Consider the following 19038-nt stretch of genomic DNA (forward strand, 5'->3'; position numbering starts at 1 on the left):
TTCGGAGCCGGCCGAGTCCTCGGCTCGACCGCGAAGACGGCAGCGAGTGGCCGGGCCCGCGCCCCCTGCCAGAGGCACGGACTCAGCCCCGCCCCCCGCCCGAGGGGCAGGGGGCGGGGCCCGAACTCAGATCGAGAACCGCTCCCGCTCCAGCAGCGGCCGCACCCGGGACCGGAAGCCGCCCGTGCGGAACGGCCGCTGGAGCAGGCCCGGGCGCAGCTCCTGGGCGAGGGCCGCGACGATCATCCCCTGGTCCAGGGCGAGCATGAAGTCGCTGACCCGGCCCGTGGACACGTTCACCGAGTCCCGGAAGCCGAGCCCGTCCTCGTACGCGCCGAAGTCCCGCTCCAGCGCCCGCAGGTTGGCCACCGCCTCCCGGCCCGCGTACGGCAGGGCCAGGAAGGAGGCGTGCGGGGTGACGACGCCGTTGGTGAACGCGGAGGGCGGCGGCAGGGGTTCGCCGTCCGTGGTGTGCGTCCGGTCGGTGTTGGAGGCGTAGCCGTCGACGGCCATGCCGAGCGCGTCGACCCCGTACTCCTGGTAGCCGTCCTCGGGGACGTTGGCGGGGGAGAAGCCCCAGTAGCCGTACTCCGCCTCGCGCAGCCCGTGGTCGATCTGGCCGCGTACGTAACGCTGGTGGGTGACGCCCCACGCGCGCGGCGACCACTGCTGCTCCGGTACGAACAGCGGCACCATCAGCGCCTCGAACATCGAGCCGCCCCAGCTGGGGACCAGCTTGCGGCCTCGGTGGGTGTAGTGCCCGTTCCAGACGCGTACGCCGTCGACCGTGACGTGACCGCCGCCCGGCTTCTGCTCCTGCTCGTGCTCCGGCAGCATCGTGCGCAGCAGGTGCCAGTAGTGGTCGCCGGGCAGGGAGCCGTCCGCGATGCCGAGGTAACTGGCCATGCGCGGCTCGGTGTTGAGTGCGCCGTAGTGGTGCGGGGTCGGCTCGTCCGTGTCGGTCCAGACGCCGCCGCGCAGCTGGCCGGGGCCCGCGACCGGGTCGGCCGGGTCGTAGGGGGTGTAGAAGGAGGACCAGTCGGCCGTGGCCAGGATGCGGTGGATGCGCGGGCGTAGCGCCGGGGCCGCGTCGGCGGCTATCCGCAGGCCCGTCACCAGCCAGGCGTTGTCGACGGAGGACAGGAACGGGCGGACCGGGTCGCCGGTGCCCGGCCACCGGGTCAGCACCGAACCGTCGTGCGCGTCGTACCAGTTGAGCCAGAAGCCGTGGTGGCGTTCCAGTTTCTCGACGGCCGTGACCGTACGGGTCAGGGCCCGGAGCATCGCGCCTTCGCCGATCACGCCGAGGCCGGCGGCGGCCACCGTCGACCACAGGCCGCAGCCGATGTTGGTCGGCGAGGTCTGGGTGGACTGGGCGGGGGCGCCGGGGCCGCTGAGGTCGATCTTGTCGGTGACCAGGCCGAAGCCGGTCGTCATCGCCTCGATCGAGCGGTACGTGTCGCGGAACCAGGTCCGCAGGAGACGCGGGTCGGCGGGGGCGGCTACGGCCGCCGGGGCGGTTACGGCTCCGAGCGACAGGGCCGCGGCCCCGGTCCCTGCGGCGGTGAGAAACGTGCGACGGTCCATCGGTCCGGCTCCTGGTGGCAGAAGGGGGAAGAGGGGAACAGTGCTCGTGCGGGCGGCGCGGGAGCCGGCGGTCGTCAGGTTCCGCCGGCTCCCGCGCCGGAGGGAGCCGTCAGGTGGCCCCCCGTGCGAGGGAGCGTCCCCGGATCTCCTCGGGGGACGCCCGTATTACGCAGCCGTGCGCGGGAGTTCGCGCGTGCGGCCGAGCGAGCCCAGCCACTTCGCCGAGTCGCGCGGGGTGCGCTCGAAGGTCTCCCAGTCGATGGCGATCAATCCGAACGTGGCCTTGTACGTGCCCCACTCGTAGTTGTCCAGGGCGCTCCACGCCAGGTAGCCGCGGATGTCGAGGCCGTCCTCCAGTGCCGAGGCGACCTCGTCCAGCGCGCCCGCGTAGTAGTCGACGCGGCGGCTGTCGTCGGCGGTGGCGATGCCGTTCTCCGTCACGATCAGCGGGACGTCCCCGACGACCTCGGCCGTGTGGCGCAGCGCCTCGCCGACCGCGCCCGGGTAGTACTCCCACGTCGTCAGCGTCCGCTCGGCGTCGTCGGCCGTCGGGACCGGTCCGTCGGGGCCGATCCGCGTACGGGTGTAGGACTGCACGCCGATCCAGTCGTCGCCGCGCGCCGCCTCGATGAAGACGTCCTCGCGGGGGTGGCGGTAGGCGGCGGTGACGTCCTCCGCGCCGGGCAGGGCCTGGTAGACCTGGTTGGCGATGGTCCAGCCGACCTGGATGCCCGCGTCCAGGGCCCGGACCTCCTTGACGGCAGCGTGGTGGGCGGCGATGACGGCCTCGGTCGTCGCGTCGTCGGGGGTGGGCAGCCCGGCCGGCGGGAAGCTGTTGTCTCCGCGCTTGGCCTGGCCCGCCATCACGGCGACCATGTTCGGCTCGTTGATCGTGCAGACGTGCGACACGCCCTCGGCGATGACGGGCGCGCACGCCGCCACGTACCGCGCGAACAGCTCGACCGCGCCCTCGGCCGTCCAGCCGCCGCGCGCCTCGAACCACTGCGGGACGGTGAAGTGGTGCAGGGTCACCATCGGGCGCAGGCCGCGCTCGATCGCGCCCTCCACCATCCGCCGGTAGTGGGCCAGTTCGGCGCGGGAGAAGTGGCCTTCGACCGGCTCGATGCGGGCCCATTCGAGGGAGAAGCGGTAGTCGGTGAAGCCGAGCGAGGCCAGCAGGTCCATGTCCTCGGGCCAGCGGTGGTAGCTGTCGCAGGCGTCCAGACTCGGCTCCGCGATGTGGGTGCCGGCGGTGTGCTCCTTGACCCACCAGTCGCTGTTGGTGTTGTTGCCCTCGATCTGGAAGGCGGCCGTGGAGGCGCCCCAGAGGAAGCCCTCGGGAAACGGGACGGAAGTCGTCTGGTTCGGGGCAGGGGTGTGTGTCATCGCGACATGTCTTTCTGGAGGTGGTGAGGGGTGTGGCCGCGCTTGTTACGGGGTGGGGTGCGGCCTCTTACGTGAAGTGCCCCGGCGGGAGCGCTACTTCATGCCCGCCGTGGCGATGCCCTGCGTGAAGTGCCGTTGCAGCGCGATGAAGACGACCAGCACCGGCAGCACGATCAGGAAGGCCCCGGCCATCAGCATCCCGTTGGAGCCGCCGGCCTTGTTGGGGTCGGTGGCGAACGTCGCCAGGGCCACCGGGAGGGTGTACTTGTCGGGGTCGTTGGTCGCGATCAGCGGCCAGACGAAGTTGTTCCAGGAACCCAGGAACGTGAAGATCGACAGGGTCGCGAGGGCGGGCTTCACCAGCGGCATCACGATCCGCCAGAAGATGTACCACTCGCTCGCGCCGTCCATCCGGGCCGCTTCCAGCAGCTCGTCCGGGATCGACTGCATGAACTGGCGCATCAGGAAGACCCCGAAGGCCCCGGCGGCGAACGGCAGGACGAGACCCGCGTAGCTGTCGATCAGCTGCAACTTGCTCATCAGCACGAACAGCGGCAGCAGCATCAGGTTGCCGGGCACCATCAGCGCGCCGAGCACCAGGCCGAAGATCTTGTTGCGGCCGGCGAAGTTCAGCTTGGCCAGGGCGTAGCCGAGCATCGAGCAGAAGACCAGGTTCGAGACGGTCACCAGGACCGCCACGATCACCGAGTTCATGAAGTACAGCGGCAGGTCCAGCTTGTCGAGCAGCTGCCGGAAGTTCTCCAGGGTCCACTCGGTGGGGATCCACACGGGCGGGCTGGCCGACAGCTCGCTCTGCGTCTTGAAGGCGGAGAGCCCCATCCAGAGGAAGGGCGCCGACATGACCAGCAGGCCGAGCGAGAGCAGGACGTAGACCAGGGGGCGCCAGACGCTCCGCTGCTTCGTGGCCCGGGACTTCAGCGGCCCGACCGGTGCCTTGCTGCTGGTGGCGCTCATTTCGTGTTGTCCTTCAGCAGTCGGAGCTGGAGCACCGTGATGCCCATGATCACCACGAAGAGGACGTACGCCATGGCGCTCGCGTAGCCCATGTGGAAGAAGTTGAACCCTTCGCGGTACATGTTCAGCGAGACCGTGAGGGTCGAGTCGGACGGGCCGCCCTGGGTCATCACGAACGGCTCCTCGAACACGTTGAGGTAGCCGATCGTCGTGATCACCGTGGCGTAGAGGAGCGTCGGTCGCAGGAGCGGGACCGTGATGGACCGGAACTCCTGCCAGACGCCCGCGCCGTCGAGCTTCGCGGCCTCCCGCACCTCGGTGGGGATCGCCTGGAGGCCCGCGATGAACAGCACCATCACCGTGCCGACGTTCCGCCAGACCGCCATGACGATCAGCGACGGCATCGCCAGCGCCTCGGAGCCGAGGAAGTCCGGTGCTGTCCAGCCCACTTCGGAGAAGAGGCCCGCGATCAGCCCGTCGCTCGGATCGAGGACGAACCGCCAGACGACGGCCACCGCGACGATGGTGGTGACCACCGGGGCGTAGAGGCCGACCCGGAAGAAGGTCCGCGCCCGGTCGATGCCGTTGTTCAGCAGCACGGCGACGACCAGCCCGATGCCGATGGTCAGCGGTACGCCGACGACGACGAAGTACCCCGTGTTGAAGAGGGACTTGAGGAACTTCTCGTCACCGAAGAGGTTGACGTAGTTCTCGAACCCGATGAAGTTCGCTTCCCACGGGCGCGTCACGTTGCGCAGCCCGAAGTCCGTGAAGCTCATCACCAGCGTGGCGAGGATCGGGAACGCCATGAAGACGGTGAACAGGACGAGGAACGGGGTGGAGAACAGCCAGCCCGCCGCGTTCTGCACGCCCATCGACGGTGTGCGCCCCCGGCTGCCCCCGGGGGCCGGGGACGGTGCGGCCCCGGCCTTCCGGGGCCCTCGGGCCTTCTCGGTCGTGGTGCTCATGGCTACTGCTTCACGAGACCTTCGATCTCGGACTGCGCGGTCTTCAGCGCGTCCTCGGCGGAAGCCTTGCCCTGCGTCACCTTGGCGATGGCCTGGTCCACCTTGTCGGTGATCTCGGTCCAGTTGGCCAGGGACGGCGAGGACTTGGCGGTGTCCATCTGCTTCTTGAAGATCTGCAGGTCGGCGTCGTCGGCGAGCGCCCCGGACTCCCAGGCGGAGGTGTTGGCGGGCAGGTCCTTCGTCCGCTCGTACCAGTCGGCCTGGCCCTCCGTGTCGGTCAGGTACGTGATGAACTCGGTGGCCGCGGCCTTGTGTTCGCTGTCCTTGGAGACGACGAGGGAGGAACCGCCGGCCATGGAGGTGGAGGAGGCGTCCGCCGGAACGTTGGCGATGGCCCACTTGCCCTTGATCTGCGGCTGGCCCTCGTCGAGGAGCGTCACGTGCCAGGGGCCGCCGAAGAACATCGGGACCCGGCCGTTGCCGAAGTCCTTCACCACGTCGTAGCCGGGCTGCACGGACTTGTTGGAGAGGCCCTCGTCGAAGTACGAGCCGTACTCCTTGAGCGCCTTGACGGCCTCCGGGCTGTCGATGACGGCCTCGCCCTTGTCGTTGACGATCTCACCGCCCGCCGAGTACAGGAAGGAGTAGAAGTTCTGCACGGTGTCCAGGCCGCTGGGCTGGATGGACAACCCCCACTTCGTGCCGGCCTTCTCCTGGTATGCGCCTGCCAGGTCCTTCAGGCCCTTCCAGTCGGCCGGGGCCTTCGTCACGCCCGCCTTCTCGGCCAGGTCCGTGCGGTAGTAGAGGACCCGGGTGTCGACGTACCACGGCACGCCGTAGGCGGTGCCGTCCACCTCGCCCTGCTCCCAGCCCGCCGGGAAGAAGTCCTTCTTGTCGAAGACCTCGGTGTCCACCGGCTCCAGCACGCCGAGCTCGGCGAACTCGCCCAGGTAGCTGCCGCCCATCTGCGCAACGTCGGGCAGGGTGCCGGCCGCCGCTGCCGAGACAAGCTTCTGGTGGGCGACGTCCCAGCCGATCGGGGTCACCTTCACCGTGATGTTCGGGTTGGCCTTCTCGTAGACCTCGGCCACGTCGGCGAGCTTCTCGCCCTCGGCCCCCATGGCCCACACGGTGAGGGTCTGCTTCTCGTCCGCCGCGACGTCGCCGCCGGAGGAGCCGCAGGCGGAAAGGGTCACGGCGAGCGCGAGCGCTATGCCGGCGGGGGCGGTTCTGGCGATGCGGGACATGGGAGGGCTCCTCCTTGAGCAATCCTGATGCTGCGCGATGTATGCGCTGCCTGTAAGCGCATACATCACTCTGCGCCAGTCCTTCGGGAATCCGCAAGAGGGTGCTGGGTCACACTCGTGCAACGTGCTCGACACCGTGGCGCCTTGTGGTTGAACCGTAAACGCGCTGTTTGTGGAAGAACATGCGATGTGACCGATTCGTCGTCGTCGGGGGGCGGCGCCGGGGATCGGGCGCCGGGGGCCGGGGGCCGGGGGCCCGGGCGCCGGTGCGGTCGGCGGCTACCCTCGCGGCATGGCCTCATCCGCCGCCTTCTCCCACGACTTCCCGTTCGATCCGGCCTACGGGTACGACGCGCCGGACGCCCTGCTGGGCATCCCCGCCCCGCCCGCCCCGGACGGCTTCGACGCCTTCTGGCGGGGCCGGTACGCGCGAGCCCGCGCCGTCGACACGCGACCGGCCGTCGGTCCGGTCGAGGAGGAGCGCGACGGCCTCCGGATCCACGGCGTGACCTACACCTCCGTGGGCGGCCTCCGGCTCGGTGGCTGGCTCGCCCTGCCCGCCGAGGGGCCCGTCCGGTACGGATTCGTCGTCGGGCACGGCTACGGCGGCCGCCAGGGGCCCGGCCGCGACCTTCCGGCGCCGCTGCCCGGGGCCGCCGTGATCCTGCCGTGCGTACGGGGCATGGGGGAGCGGAGCCGGGTCGACGCCATCCCGGATCTGGCCGACGCGCACGTCCTGCACGGCATCGGCTCCCGCGACACGTACGTCATCGGCGACTGCGCGGCCGACCTGTGGTGCGCCGCCTCCGCCCTCACGGCGCTCGTCCCGGAGCTGGCGGGGGCCGGCCTCCCGGGCGGACCCCGCCTCGGCTATCTGGGCGAGAGCTTCGGCGGCGGGCTCGGGGCCCTCGCGCTGCCCTGGGACGACCGCTTCGGCGCGGCCCAGCTCACGGTCCCCACCTTCGGCAACCACCCGCTGCGGCTGACCCTGCCCTGCGCGGGCAGCGGCGAGGCGGTCCGGGCGCACCACCGCGAGCACCCCGAGGTCACCGATGTCCTCGGCTACTTCGACGCGGCGACGGCGGCGACCCGGCTGACGCTGCCCACCCTGGTCGCGGCCGCACTGTTCGACCCGTCCGTGCCGCCGCCGGGGCAGTTCGCCGTGCACAACGCGCTGGCCGGCGAGCGCGAGCTCCAGGTGCTGACGGCGGGGCACTTCGCGTACCGGGGCATGGTGGCCGAGGCGGCGGAGCTGGACGCGAACCGGACGCGGTTCTTCGGGGAGCGGCTGGCGGCGGTGGGCTGAGGGCGGTGGGCCCGTCGCCCGGCGGCCGGGTCGGTTCATGATCCGGTGCGTCGACGGCAGGAGCTACGGGTTGCCGAAAGTCGGCCTCATGTGGGTGACTTTGACCTGGAGAGGCAACACAGTTGTCAGTGGTCCCTGTTTGACTGTGGCCATCGAACCCAGGGAGCGAGTTATGCCGACTGTGATCCATAGGACGCGCAGCGAGCTTGAGGCCCAGCGTGAGCAACTACTGGCCAGCGTGAACATGACCTACGACGAGCTCGCGGAACGCGCTGCCACTTACAGCCTCAGCATGCACGAACTGGACGTGTGGCACACGATCGAAGGTCTCGACTACCTTCTCGAAGGTGACTGCTGAAGAGGCCAAGGCCCTCGACGAATCAGCGACGGATTTCGCTGACCAACTGACTGCTTTGACGCGGGGTGTCCTCGGCGACGACACCCCGCGTTTTCACGCGATCAACATGGGTTCCAAGATCAGGGTCTCGCCGATACGGGAGGACGAAGTTCTCCAGCGGATCCCGGTCAGCATCGGCGGGGAGCAGCGTCTCAGCCTCATGGTCCGGTTCTACTGCTGTTGGGACGGGTCCAGCACGTTCATGGCTACCGATCAGGCCGACGTGCACGTCTTCTACGCCGGGAGTCCGGACCCGCTGTTCCGCTTCGAGTACGTTCGGCGGAGTAAGGAGCCGCCGGGCGCTCACGTGCAGGTGCATGCGCATCGCGATGAGGTCGCGTACCTTCTGCGGCTGGCGGAGAAGGGGCGGCCGAAGCAGAAGTTCAGCAGACTGCCGCGCTTGGCCGAGCTGCATCTGCCGGTGGGCGGCCACAGGATGCGTCCGGCGCTGGAGGACGTGTTGCTTTTCCTGAAGCGGGAGTTCGCGATTGACACGGTCGACGGCTGGAAGGCCGCGATTGATGAACATCTGCACCGTTGGCGGCTGACGCAGCTGAAGACCGCGGTCAGGGATGCTCCTGACTCGGCCGCGCAGGTTCTGCGGAGCCTGGGGTACACAGTGGTCGAGCCGCAGGTTCCCGGGGCACGGCAAGCATCGGATGAGGTGAAGCTGTTCTGGCCCTGACGCTCAGGCAAGCCGTGCAGAGCCTGTAAGCACGTGCTCCATCCCCAGCCGCTCGGCGGGAGACGGGTGCTGTCCCGCCACTCGCCGTTGCCAGGAGCCCTCAGCCGCAGCCGCAGCTCGCGCGGCGGGTCACGGAGACCGGCAGCTCCAGCGAGACCGGGGCGCGGCCCGGGTCCGCCAGGCGCTGGACCAGGAGCTCCACCGCCTGCTCGCCCAGCAGCCGGATCGGCTGCCGGACGGTCGTCAGGGGCGGGCGGACGATCCGGCTCAGCGGGATCCCGTCGAAGCCGGTCACGGCGATGTCCTCGGGCACCCGCACCCCGCGCCGCTCCAGCGCCTGGAGCGCGCCGACCGCCATCTGGTCGTTGGCGAACAGCATCGCCTCCGGCCGCTCCACCCCCGTACCCTCCGACCGGTCCAGCAGGGTGCCCGCCGCCCGCGCGCCCTCGGCCTGCGTCATCATCCCGGCGCGCAGCTCCGGCCGGGAGGGCACCGGCAGGCCCGCGTCCCGGCACCCCTCCTGGAAGCCCCGGAACCGGGCCTCGGCGTCCGGGGAGTTCTCCTCGCTGCCGATGAACGCCAGCCTGCGCAGCCCGTGGTCCTCGATGAGGTGGCGGGTCAGTTCCCGTTCGCCCTCGGCGTTGGCCACCACGATGTGGTCCAGGTGGTCGATCTCGCGCGGTCCGGAGAGCATCACCACGGGCAGCCGGCGCGATATCACCTCCAGGTCCTCGGTCGGAACGGTGCGCGCCAGTACGGCGAACCCGTCGACCCGCCCCGCGACCTTCGCCACCAGGCTCTCCGGCCCGCCGTCCAGCGCGGCGGCGATCAGCAGGGCGTAGCCGTGCCGCCGGGCCGCACGCTCCATGCCCCGGATGACCTGGTCGGAGTAGAGCATCACGGCCTGGTCGTCGTCCGCGTCGCTCGCGGCGGCGGCGGCCTCGGCGTCCTGGTCCGCGAAGTCGGGGAAGCACAGCCCGAGTACGCCGGTCGTCCGGCTGGCCAGGCCCCGGGCGCTGCCGGACGGCACGTACCCCAGCTCGCGGGCCGCCTCCATGACCTTCTCGCGGGTCTGGGCGCGTACGGAATCGGGGTTCCGGTAGACCCGGGAGACCGTGGCAATGGAGACGCCCGACCGCTCGGCGACGTCGTACACCGTGGGGGCGCTCACTCGACCGACCGTCCGCTTCTTCTTCCGTAGCGCCGCGCCTGGCGCGTGTGCTGGTACCGGGCCGGCGGCCTGCTCGCCGCCCGACGCGCTCACGAGGCTCGTGAAAGCGCATTCACCCTAGATCGTGGGCCGCGGGGGGAGCAAGGCCGCCCGGGGCGCGCCGAACGTGCGCCGGGCCGCGGGGGCGAAACGTTCCTCCGGTCGGGTGAGCTTGGGGCTGCCGCCCGCCGTGTCTGCGCTCCCTCGCGCGAGGGAGCGTTTCAGTGGACGGAAGGAATCAGTGTGATCAACTGCAAATGCCACCACATACGCACTATCCGGTCCATTCCGGTACGGGGTGGTCCGGGCCGGCCCCGGAGGTATCAGCCATGTCCCACGTCGGCGTCCCGCGCGGGACGGTTCGAAAGCGCCGATCGCTCGCGCTCCTCACGACGGGGGTCCTCACGGTCCCGGTGCTGGCGGGCTGCAGCTCAGGCGGCGAGGAGACCTTCCGGAGCGCGCCCCAGGACATCGCCCCCGCCGCCCGCCACGCGGTCGCCGACGGTTCGACGGTGAACTGGGCGGTCGACGCGCTGCCGGCCACCTTCAACGCCTTCCAGGCGGACGCGGACAGCGCCACCACCCGGATCGCCGGGGCCCTGCTCCCGACGCTCTTCCCGATGGACAGGACAGGGCAGCCGAAGCTCAACCCGGACTACCTGGAGTCCGCGAAGATCATCGAGCGCGAGCCGCAGCAGGTAGTGCTCTACAAACTCAACCAGCAGGCGGTGTGGAGCGACGGGAGGGAGATCGGGGCCCCCGACTTCGTCGCCCAGTGGCGGGCGCTCAGGGGCAAGGACTCCGCGTTCTGGACCGCCCGCAACGCCGGTTACGAGCGGATCGAGAAGATCGAGCGGGGCGCGGACGACCTCCAGGTGCGGGTCACGTTCTCCAAGCCGTACGCGGACTGGCGCTCGCTGTTCTCGCCGCTCTACCCGAAGGAGATCACCGGCTCGCCGGACGCCTTCAACGACGGCGCGCGCACCACCCTGAAGAACACCGCCGGGCCCTTCGTCCTGCGCGGCGTCAGCAAGTCGAAGGGCACCGTCACGCTGGCCCGCAACCCGCGCTGGTGGGGCGACAAGGCCAAACTGGACACGCTCGTCTTCCGGGCGGTCGCCACCGAGGACCGCACCCAGGCCCTCGCGAACGGCACGGTGGACGTCGCCGACATCGACGCGGCCACCGCCGACCGCATCGCGCTCGCCCGCCGCGACCGGGGCGCCCATGGCCAGCCGCTCGCCCACGGCCCGGGCTCCGGGACCTCGCCCGCCGCGGCCCTGCGCTCCTGGGCCCTGGCGCACGGCTCCGACGAGAAGGCCGCGGAGATCGCGCAGGCCGCCCGGGAGAAGAACCGCAAGGCCGTCATCGCGTACACCGCGGAGCAGAAGGCCCTGCGCGACTTCGAGGTCCGCAAGTCCCTGGAACCCGCCTACACGCAGCTCGCGCTGAACGGCGAGTCCGGCCCCCTCGCCGACGACCGGGTCCGGCGGGCGGTGGCCCGCGCCCTGGACCGCGAGGAGCTGGCCCGCACGGTGCTGGGGCCGCTGGGCCTCCCCGCGGAGCCGCTCGGCAGCCACCTCGCCCTCGCGGGGCAGCCCGGCTACCAGGACGGCAGCGGGGCGCTCGGCGAACAGGACACCGAGGAGGCCCAGGCCCTGCTGGCGGACGCCGGGTGGACGCGGGGCGGCGCGGCGCAGCCGCCCAAGGACACCAAGGCGGGCAGCGAGGCGGAGAAGGAGAGCGGCAAGACCGACAAGGCCGATGAAACCGATAGGGGTGACAAGGCCGACAAGGGCGACGCCGGGGGCGCGAAGAGCGAAGCGGAGAAGAAGACCGCCGAGGGCGCGAAGGACGACAAGGACGCGAAGAGCGAGAAGGCCGGGCAGGGCACCGGGAAGAAGGCCGAGGACCCCGCGACGGCGGGCAAGAAGGCCGACCAGGCCTCCGAGGACGCCGAACGGACCTCCGAGGACAGCGCCGCCTCCCGCGACGAGGGCCTCTACATCGTCGGCGAGGACAACAAGCCCGGCGCCCCCGCCGCCGCGCGGCCCCCCTCCACCGGCGGCGCCTCCGCCGTCCACGTCCTCGCTCCCGCCCGGACGGCCGCCGTCCAGGGCGCGGCCCTGCTCCGCCAGGCCGGCGCCCTCGGTGAGGACGGCGCCGTCGCCGCCCAGGACAAGCAGCCCGGGGGAGCCGCCGGAGCGTACGCCCCCGTCGGCACCGCCGCTCCGGCGCCCGCCGCGGCCAAGGGGCAGCTCGGCAAGGACGGCAAGGCGCTGACCCTGCGCTTCGTGCTCCCCTCCGGGCCCGGCTCCCAGTCGCTGCGCAGCGTCGGCGACAGGATCGCGGTGATGCTGGAGAAGATCGGCATCGGCACGGAGATCATCAAGGTCCCCGACGAGAGCTACTTCAAGGACCACGTGGCCTCGGGCGTGTACGACCTGGCGCTCTACTCCTGGCCCGGCACCGCCTACCCGGCCACCGACGGACGCCCGATCTACGCCAAGCCGGAGCCCGCCACCGACGGATCGCTCCTCGTCGAGCAGAATTACACCCGGGTCGGCACCGACCACATCGACCAGCTCTTCGACCAGGCCGCCGCCGAACTCGACGAGAAGGCCGCGCGGGAGCTGATGAAGCAGGCGGACGCCCGGATCTGGGCCGCCGCCGGATCGATTCCGCTCTTCCAGCGCCCGCAGCTGGTCGCGGTCGACAAGAAGCTCGTGAACGTCGGGGCGTTCGGCTTCGCGGCCCCCCGGTACCAGGACATCGGGTTCAAGAACCGGCAAGCGGCGGGTTCCCCCGCAGACCGCAAGAAGTAGCGGCTAAATACCACACCCTCGCACCGCCAAGCTCAGATGCACCTCAAAACCCTTGCCCGCCGGTTCCGCCGGCGGGCAGGGTGGTGTCTGCCCTTGACCCGGGCCGTTCGTCGCTTCACCGCTCCTCACCCCCCCACAGCAGCGCCCGCATTCAGGCCACTGGATGGCCCGGAAGAACCTTGACACCGGCTGAATATTGCCTGAATCACACCGGAAGACCGCCTCTGCGGATCGGCCCGGGAGGCCCGGTGGGCCCAAGGCCCGTACGATGGGACGAGCCGTGGCGTGCCGCCCGGCGGGCGTACGAGGACTCGAAGACCGACTGAGACGCCTGATCCCACGATCTGAGAGAAGCGCAAGCCACCCATGCCCACGCGCCACGACATCCGTAACGTAGCCATCGTCGCCCACGTCGACCACGGCAAGACCACGCTGGTCGACGCCATGCTCAAGCAGGCCGGCTCCTTCGCCGCGCACGCTGCCGAGTCGCTCGACGACCGGATGATGGACTCGAACGACCTGGAGCGTGAGAAGGGCATCACGATCCTCGCCAAGAACACGGCGGTGAAGTATCACCCCAAGGACGGCGGGGACCCGATCACGATCAACATCATCGACACCCCCGGCCACGCCGACTTCGGTGGCGAGGTCGAGCGCGGTCTGTCGATGGTGGACGCGGTCGTGCTGCTCGTCGACGCCTCCGAGGGCCCCCTGCCCCAGACCCGCTTCGTGCTGCGCAAGGCGCTCGCCGCGAAGATGCCGGTCATCCTGTGCATCAACAAGACGGACCGTCCCGACTCCCGGATCGCCGAGGTCGTCGACGAGACGTACGACCTGTTCCTGGACCTGGACGCGGACGAGGACCAGATCGAGTTCCCGATCGTCTACGCCTGCGCCCGTGACGGCGTCGCCTCGCTGACCAAGCCCGAGGACGGCACCGTCCCGCCGGACAGCGAGAACCTGGAGCCGTTCTTCAACACGATCCTGTCGCACGTCCCGGCCCCGGAGTTCGACGCGGACGCGCCGCTCCAGGCCCACGTCACCAACCTGGACGCCGACAACTTCCTCGGCCGTATCGCGCTCTGCCGCGTCGAGCAGGGCGAGCTGCGCAAGGGCCAGACGGTCACCTGGATCAAGCGCGACGGCACCATGTCCAACGTCCGCGTCACCGAGCTGATGATGACCGAGGCGCTCACCCGCAAGCCGGCCGAGGTGGCGGGCCCGGGCGACATCTGCGCCGTCGCCGGATTCCCGGACATCATGATCGGCGAGACCCTGGCCGACCCCGAGAACCCGATCGCGCTCCCGCTGATCACGGTCGACGAGCCGGCCATCTCGATGACCATCGGCACCAACACCTCGCCGCTCGTCGGCAAGGGCGGCAAGGGCCACAAGGTCACCGCCCGCCAGGTGAAGGACCGCCTCGACCGCGAGCTGATCGGTAACGTCTCGCTCCGCGTCCTGGACACCGAGCGCCCCGACGCCTGGGAGGTCCAGGGCCGCGGTGAGCTCGCGCTCGCCATCCTGGTCGAGCAGATGCGCCGCGAGGGCTTCGAGCTGACCGTCGGCAAGCCCGAGGTCGTCACCAAGCAGATCGACGGCAAGACCCACGAGCCGATCGAGCGCATGACGATCGATTCCCCCGAGGAGCACCTCGGCGCCATCACGCAGCTCATGGCGACCCGCAAGGGCCGTATGGAGACCATGACGAACCACGGTTCGGGCTGGGTCCGCATGGAGTGGATCGTTCCCTCCCGCGGCCTCATCGGCTTCCGTACGGAGTTCCTGACGCAGACCCGCGGCACCGGCATCGCGCACTCGATCTTCGAGGGCCACGAGCCGTGGTTCGGCGACCTGCGCACCCGTCACAACGGCTCGCTGGTGGCCGACCGTTCGGGCTCCGTCACGCCGTTCGCGATGGTCAACCTCCAGGAGCGCGGTGTCATCTTCACCGAGGCCGGCACCGAGGTCTACGAGGGCATGATCGTCGGCGAGAACTCCCGCGCCGACGACATGGACGTGAACATCACCAAGGAGAAGAAGCTCACCAACATGCGTGCGGCCTCCGCGGACACCACGGAGAACGTGGTCCCGGCCCGCAAGCTGTCGCTGGAGCAGTCCCTGGAGTTCTGCCGCGAGGACGAGTGCATCGAGGTGACCCCGGAGACCGTGCGTATCCGCAAGGTCGTCCTGGACGCCAAGCAGCGTGGCCGCACGGCCTCGCGCGCCAAGAACGGCTGACACGGGCCGTACGGCTGACACGTGGCCCCACGGGGGCCTGAGGACCGCCCGGACGCCCCTGGAGGGCTTCCGGGCGGTTCCGTGTGCCCGGCCGGGGAGCCCGCGGGGAGTCCCAGGAGCCCCGCGATCCCCGGAGCCGCACACTCCGTATGCAAAGACCCCCCGCGCCCGCCGGACGGTCCGTCAGCACGGGCATTGACAGAAGGCCCGGCCTGCCACGGACACTGTGGTGGGCCGGGCCTTCGTCAATCTCTTTTTCTGACCAAGGTGTCCGGATATCGGGGGTCGCTCTCCGGAACATGTGTTAACAGTCCGTTTCGGGCGTGTCTGTCTGGGATCGCTTTGTCCGGATTTCGGGCACGCAGAGGGTGCTGATGTTGTCAAACCGAGACCCTTTAAGTGTGGTTTACAGCCCGGCCGTACTCAATAGTTGGCTCCATTGAGCTCGGGTCAATGGGTCACGCACTGTGGGGAGTGCCGACTCACGAGCACACTCGGGGCACTGAACGATCACCGTCAGGGGTGTCGGTGAATCTCTCCAGTGCCCCTCTTGTAGTCAAAAGTGGACTCATGAGGAGGAAACCCATGCGCGGTGCCAAGAGCGCCAAGTGGGTCGCGGGAGCGGCCGTCATCGCCCTGGCCGCGACTGCCTGTGGCGGAAGCGACAGCAGCGACGAAGGCAAGAAGAACACGTCGGGCCAGCCCGCCGGTTACGTCTCGATCGACGTCGGTGAGCCTCAGAAGCCTCTGATGCCGGCCGACACGAACGAGACCAACGGCTCCTACGTCATCCAGTCGCTGTTCACCCAGCTGCTGGACTTCGACGACAAGGGCGAGATCGTTCTCACGAACGCCGAGTCCGTCGAGACCGAGGACTCCAAGACGTGGACCGTCAAGCTCAAGGCCGGCTGGAAGTTCCACAACGGTGAGGCCGTGACCGCGCAGTCGTACATCGACGCGTGGAACTGGTACGCCAACGTCGAGAACAAGCAGCAGAACGCGTTCTGGTTCTCCGACATCAAGGGCTACGAGGACGTCCACCCCGAGAAGGGTGCGCCCAAGGGCAAGGAGATGTCCGGCCTGAAGGCCGTGGACGACACCACGTTCACGATCGAGCTGGCGGAGAAGGTTCCGTACTTCAACTACAAGCTCGGCTACGCGACGTTCGCGCCGCTGCCCAAGGTCTTCTACGACGACCCGAAGGCGTTCGGCAAGAAGCCGATCGGCAACGGCCCGTACACGTTCGAGAAGTGGACCCACAAGAAGCTCATCCAGGTCAAGGCCTGGGACGAGTACCAGGGCCCGAACAAGGCTGCCAACAAGGGCATCCAGTTCAAGAACTACTCGACCGTCGAGGCCGCGTACACCGACCTCGTCTCCGGCAACCTGGACATGATCCGTCAGGTCGGCCCGCGTGACCTCCCGAAGTACAAGACGGACCTCGGTGACGGCGCGATCGACCAGCCGTACGCGGCGATCCAGACGCTGGTCCCGGCGTTCTACTCGAAGTCGTTCAAGGACATCGACCCCAAGGTCCTCCAGGGTCTGTCCATGGCGATCGACCGTGACACCATCACGAAGACCGTCCTGAACGGCACCCGCATCCCGGCGACGAGCTTCACGCCCCCGCAGGTCAAGGGCAACCAGACGCTCAAGTCGGACATCCTGAAGTTCAACCCGGCCAAGGCCAAGGAGCTCATCAAGGAGGGCGGCGGTGTTCCGGAGAACAAGATCTCGATCCAGTACAACGCCGACGGTGGGCACAAGGAGTGGGTGACCGCTGTCTGCGAGTCCATCCGCAACGCCACCGGGGTCGAGTGCGTGGGCGACGCCAAGCCGGACTTCCCGACCGACCTCGAAGCGCGTGACAACAACGAGGTCAAGGGCTTCTACCGCGGTGGCTGGGTGGCCGACTACCCCGTCAACGTGAACTTCCTCAAGGAGCTCTACCACTCCAAGGCTGAGTCGAACAACGGTCGGTTCGCCGACAAGGAGATCGACGAGCTGATGGCGAAGGGTGACAAGGCCGACTCGCTCGAGGCCTCCGTCGCCGCCTACCAGGAGGTCGAGAACGCCCTGGTGGAGAAGATGCCGGCCATCCCGCTCTGGTACTACGCCATCAACGGCGGCCACGGCAAGAACGTCGACAACGTCAAGGTCGACTTCCACGGTGACCTCGAACTGACCGGCGTCACCACCAAGTAACGCCTGCGGGTCATTCCCCAACTGGCCGTCATCCGCCCGTGCTGCCCCTCAGCACGGTCGGAGGCGCGGGGGCCGTCTCTGCGAAGAGGCGGCCCCCGCGCCGCAGTTATCCCCACACGGAGGCACCCATGGGGCGCTATGTCGCACGACGACTGCTCCAGATGATCCCGGTCTTCCTCGGGTCGACCCTGCTGGTCTTCCTGATGATGTACGCACTGCCCGGCGACCCCGTCAGAGCGCTTGCCGGTGAACAGCACGCAGACCCGGCACAGATCGCGTCGATGAAGGCGGATCTGGGCCTGGACCAGCCGATCTGGCAGCAGTATTTGAACTATCTCGGCAATCTCTTCCAGGGGGACCTCGGCACCACGATCGGAACGCAGCGTCCGGTCGCCGACGTCATCGCCGATGCCTACCCGATCACCGTCAGACTGGCGATCTTCGCCTTCGTCTTCACGGTCGTCGCCGGGATCTCGCTCGGCATCATCGCGGGTCTGAAGGCCGAGTCCCTCCGGGACCGAGGCCTGCTCGGACTGACCCTGGTGCTGATCTCCATGCCGTCCTTCGTGCTGGGCTTCCTCGTCCAGTATTTCTTCGCGTTCCAGCTGGGCATCGCCAAGCCGAACGTGAGTCTCGAACCGACGAACAGCGAGTTGCTCATGCCGGCCGTGGTGCTGGCGTCCCTGTCACTCGCCTACGTGGCCCGCCTCACCCGTACCTCGGTCGCGGAGAACATCCGCGCCGACTACATGCGTACGGCCGTCGCCAAGGGCCTGCCGCGCCGCCGCGTCATCGGCGTCCACCTGATGCGCAACTCGCTCATCCCGGTCGTCACCTTCCTCGGCACCGACATCGGCGCCCTGATGGGCGGCGCGATCGTGACCGAGGGCATCTTCAACATCAAGGGCGTCGGATCGCTCGTCTTCGAGGCCCTCAGCAAGCGTGAGGGCGCCACCGTCGTCGGCGTCGTGACGCTGCTCGTGGTCGTTTATCTCGTCGCCAGCCTGCTCGTCGACCTGCTCTACGCGGTCCTGGACCCGAGGATCCGGTATGCCTGACACCACCGCACTCAAGAGCACCGACGCTCCGGTCACGGCCGCCGACGCGCCGCCCGCCACGGACGCCGGGCCCGCGCCCGGCAAGCCGCGCAGCCTCTGGTCGGACGCCTGGCACGACCTGCGCCGCAACCCGCTCTTCATCATCTCGATGGTGCTGATCCTGCTGCTCGCCACCATGGCGATCTTCCCGAGCCTGTTCACCAGTGCCTCGCCGCGGGACGCCAACCTGGCCGAGCACTACCTCCAGCACCCGAAGTGGGGCAACTTCTTCGCCCCCGACTGGCTCGGCTACGACGTCCAGGGACGCTCGATCTACGCGCGGGTCGTCTACGGCGCCCGCGCCTCGATCACCGTCGGCGTGGTCGTGACCCTCGCGGTCACCGTCACCGGCCTGGTCATCGGCATGCTCGCCGGTTACTTCGGCGGCTGGATCGACACGATCCTGTCCCGGATCACCGACGTCTTCTTCGGTGTCCCCTTCATCGTCGGCGCCATGGTCATCCTGACCACCTTCGAGAAGCGCTCGGTGTGGGTCGTCATCCTGTCGATGGCCTTCCTCGGCTGGACGTCGATCGCCCGTGTCGCCCGCGGCTCGGTCATCACGATCAAGCAGGCCGACTACGTGGTCGCCGCCAAGGCGCTCGGCGCCTCCACCACCCGGATCCTGACGCGGCACATCCTGCCGAACGCCATCGCCCCGGTGATCGTGGTCGCCACCATCGCGCTCGGCGGGTACATCGCCGCCGAGGCCACCCTGTCGTTCCTCGGTATCGGCCTCGCCGAACCGACGGTCTCGTGGGGCATCGATGTGTCCGCTGCGAAGGACCAGCTGCGCAACGCTCCGTACGTCCTGATCATCCCCTCGGTGATGGTCTCGGTCACGGTGCTGTCCTTCCTGATGTTCGGCGATGCGGTCCGCAACGCCCTCGACCCCAAGATGCGCTGAGG

General features: G+C 69.3%; 14 protein-coding genes. 8 read left to right on the top strand and 6 right to left on the bottom strand.

All coding sequences use genetic code 11. From position 1 onward, the window contains the following. Positions 1-126: 126 nt before the first annotated feature. From PSQ21_RS24370 to PSQ21_RS24390, 5 genes are all read right to left on the bottom strand, one after another. Entirely contained in the window at positions 127-1587 is a 1461-nt protein-coding gene (locus PSQ21_RS24370) for a glucoamylase family protein (RefSeq protein WP_274032958.1), read from the bottom strand. A gap of 165 nt (positions 1588-1752) precedes the next feature. Next, a complete protein-coding gene (locus tag PSQ21_RS24375; RefSeq protein WP_274032960.1) occupies positions 1753-2973 on the bottom strand; it encodes a glycoside hydrolase family 1 protein in 1221 nt (406 codons plus the stop codon). 93 nt (positions 2974-3066) lie between these two features. Continuing rightward, the gene (locus PSQ21_RS24380; RefSeq protein WP_274032962.1) at positions 3067-3948 is read right to left on the bottom strand and encodes a carbohydrate ABC transporter permease; all 882 of its coding nucleotides are present in this window, start codon (positions 3946-3948) and stop codon (positions 3067-3069) included. Then, positions 3945-4916, bottom strand: a complete 972-nt coding sequence (locus tag PSQ21_RS24385) for a carbohydrate ABC transporter permease (RefSeq protein ID WP_274032963.1) — start codon at positions 4914-4916, stop codon at positions 3945-3947. The genes PSQ21_RS24380 and PSQ21_RS24385 overlap by 4 nt, the downstream gene beginning before the upstream one ends. 2 nt (positions 4917-4918) lie before the next feature. Continuing rightward, positions 4919-6163: a sugar ABC transporter substrate-binding protein gene (locus PSQ21_RS24390; protein ID WP_274032964.1), complete on the bottom strand. Its 1245-nt coding sequence runs from the start codon at positions 6161-6163 to the stop codon at positions 4919-4921. 292 nt (positions 6164-6455) lie between these two features. Between PSQ21_RS24390 and PSQ21_RS24395 the strand changes: the two genes are divergently transcribed. From PSQ21_RS24395 to PSQ21_RS24405, 3 genes are all read left to right on the top strand, one after another. Further along, complete coding sequence (locus tag PSQ21_RS24395) at positions 6456-7469, top strand: acetylxylan esterase (protein WP_274032966.1); 1014 nt, start codon at positions 6456-6458, stop codon at positions 7467-7469. A 172-nt stretch (positions 7470-7641) separates the two neighbouring features. Next, positions 7642-7827, top strand: a complete 186-nt coding sequence (locus tag PSQ21_RS24400) for a hypothetical protein (RefSeq protein WP_274032968.1) — start codon at positions 7642-7644, stop codon at positions 7825-7827. Further along, positions 7817-8551: a hypothetical protein gene (locus tag PSQ21_RS24405; RefSeq protein WP_274032970.1), complete on the top strand. Its 735-nt coding sequence runs from the start codon at positions 7817-7819 to the stop codon at positions 8549-8551. Before PSQ21_RS24400 ends, PSQ21_RS24405 begins: the two co-directional genes overlap by 11 nt. A 100-nt stretch (positions 8552-8651) precedes the next feature. On the opposite strand, the gene PSQ21_RS24410 is transcribed toward PSQ21_RS24405, so the two are convergent. Then, the gene (locus PSQ21_RS24410) at positions 8652-9722 is read right to left on the bottom strand and encodes a LacI family DNA-binding transcriptional regulator (RefSeq protein WP_274032972.1); all 1071 of its coding nucleotides are present in this window, start codon (positions 9720-9722) and stop codon (positions 8652-8654) included. 368 nt (positions 9723-10090) lie between these two features. On the opposite strand from PSQ21_RS24410, the gene PSQ21_RS24415 reads away from it, so the two are divergent. The 5 genes from PSQ21_RS24415 to PSQ21_RS24435 all read left to right on the top strand — a co-directional run bounded on the left by PSQ21_RS24415 (position 10091) and on the right by PSQ21_RS24435 (position 19036). Continuing rightward, positions 10091-12586, top strand: a complete 2496-nt coding sequence (locus tag PSQ21_RS24415; RefSeq protein ID WP_274032974.1) for an ABC transporter family substrate-binding protein — start codon at positions 10091-10093, stop codon at positions 12584-12586. A gap of 366 nt (positions 12587-12952) precedes the next feature. Further along, entirely contained in the window at positions 12953-14827 is a 1875-nt protein-coding gene (gene typA / locus PSQ21_RS24420) for a translational GTPase TypA (RefSeq protein ID WP_274032976.1), read from the top strand. Between the two features lie 585 nt (positions 14828-15412). Further along, positions 15413-17032 (top strand): peptide ABC transporter substrate-binding protein, encoded by a 1620-nt coding sequence (locus tag PSQ21_RS24425; RefSeq protein WP_274032977.1) that lies wholly within the window; start codon positions 15413-15415, stop codon positions 17030-17032. Between the two features lie 128 nt (positions 17033-17160). Beyond that, positions 17161-18090 carry an ABC transporter permease gene (locus tag PSQ21_RS24430; RefSeq protein WP_274032978.1) on the top strand — a complete coding sequence of 310 codons (930 nt, stop codon included), beginning with the start codon at positions 17161-17163 and terminating at the stop codon, positions 18088-18090. Continuing rightward, the gene (locus PSQ21_RS24435) at positions 18083-19036 is read left to right on the top strand and encodes an ABC transporter permease (RefSeq protein ID WP_274032979.1); all 954 of its coding nucleotides are present in this window, start codon (positions 18083-18085) and stop codon (positions 19034-19036) included. The genes PSQ21_RS24430 and PSQ21_RS24435 overlap by 8 nt, the downstream gene beginning before the upstream one ends. The last annotated feature ends 2 nt before the right edge of the window (positions 19037-19038 follow it).

It is taken from the genome of Streptomyces sp. MMBL 11-1 (assembly GCF_028622875.1).
Lineage (GTDB): Bacteria > Actinomycetota > Actinomycetes > Streptomycetales > Streptomycetaceae > Streptomyces.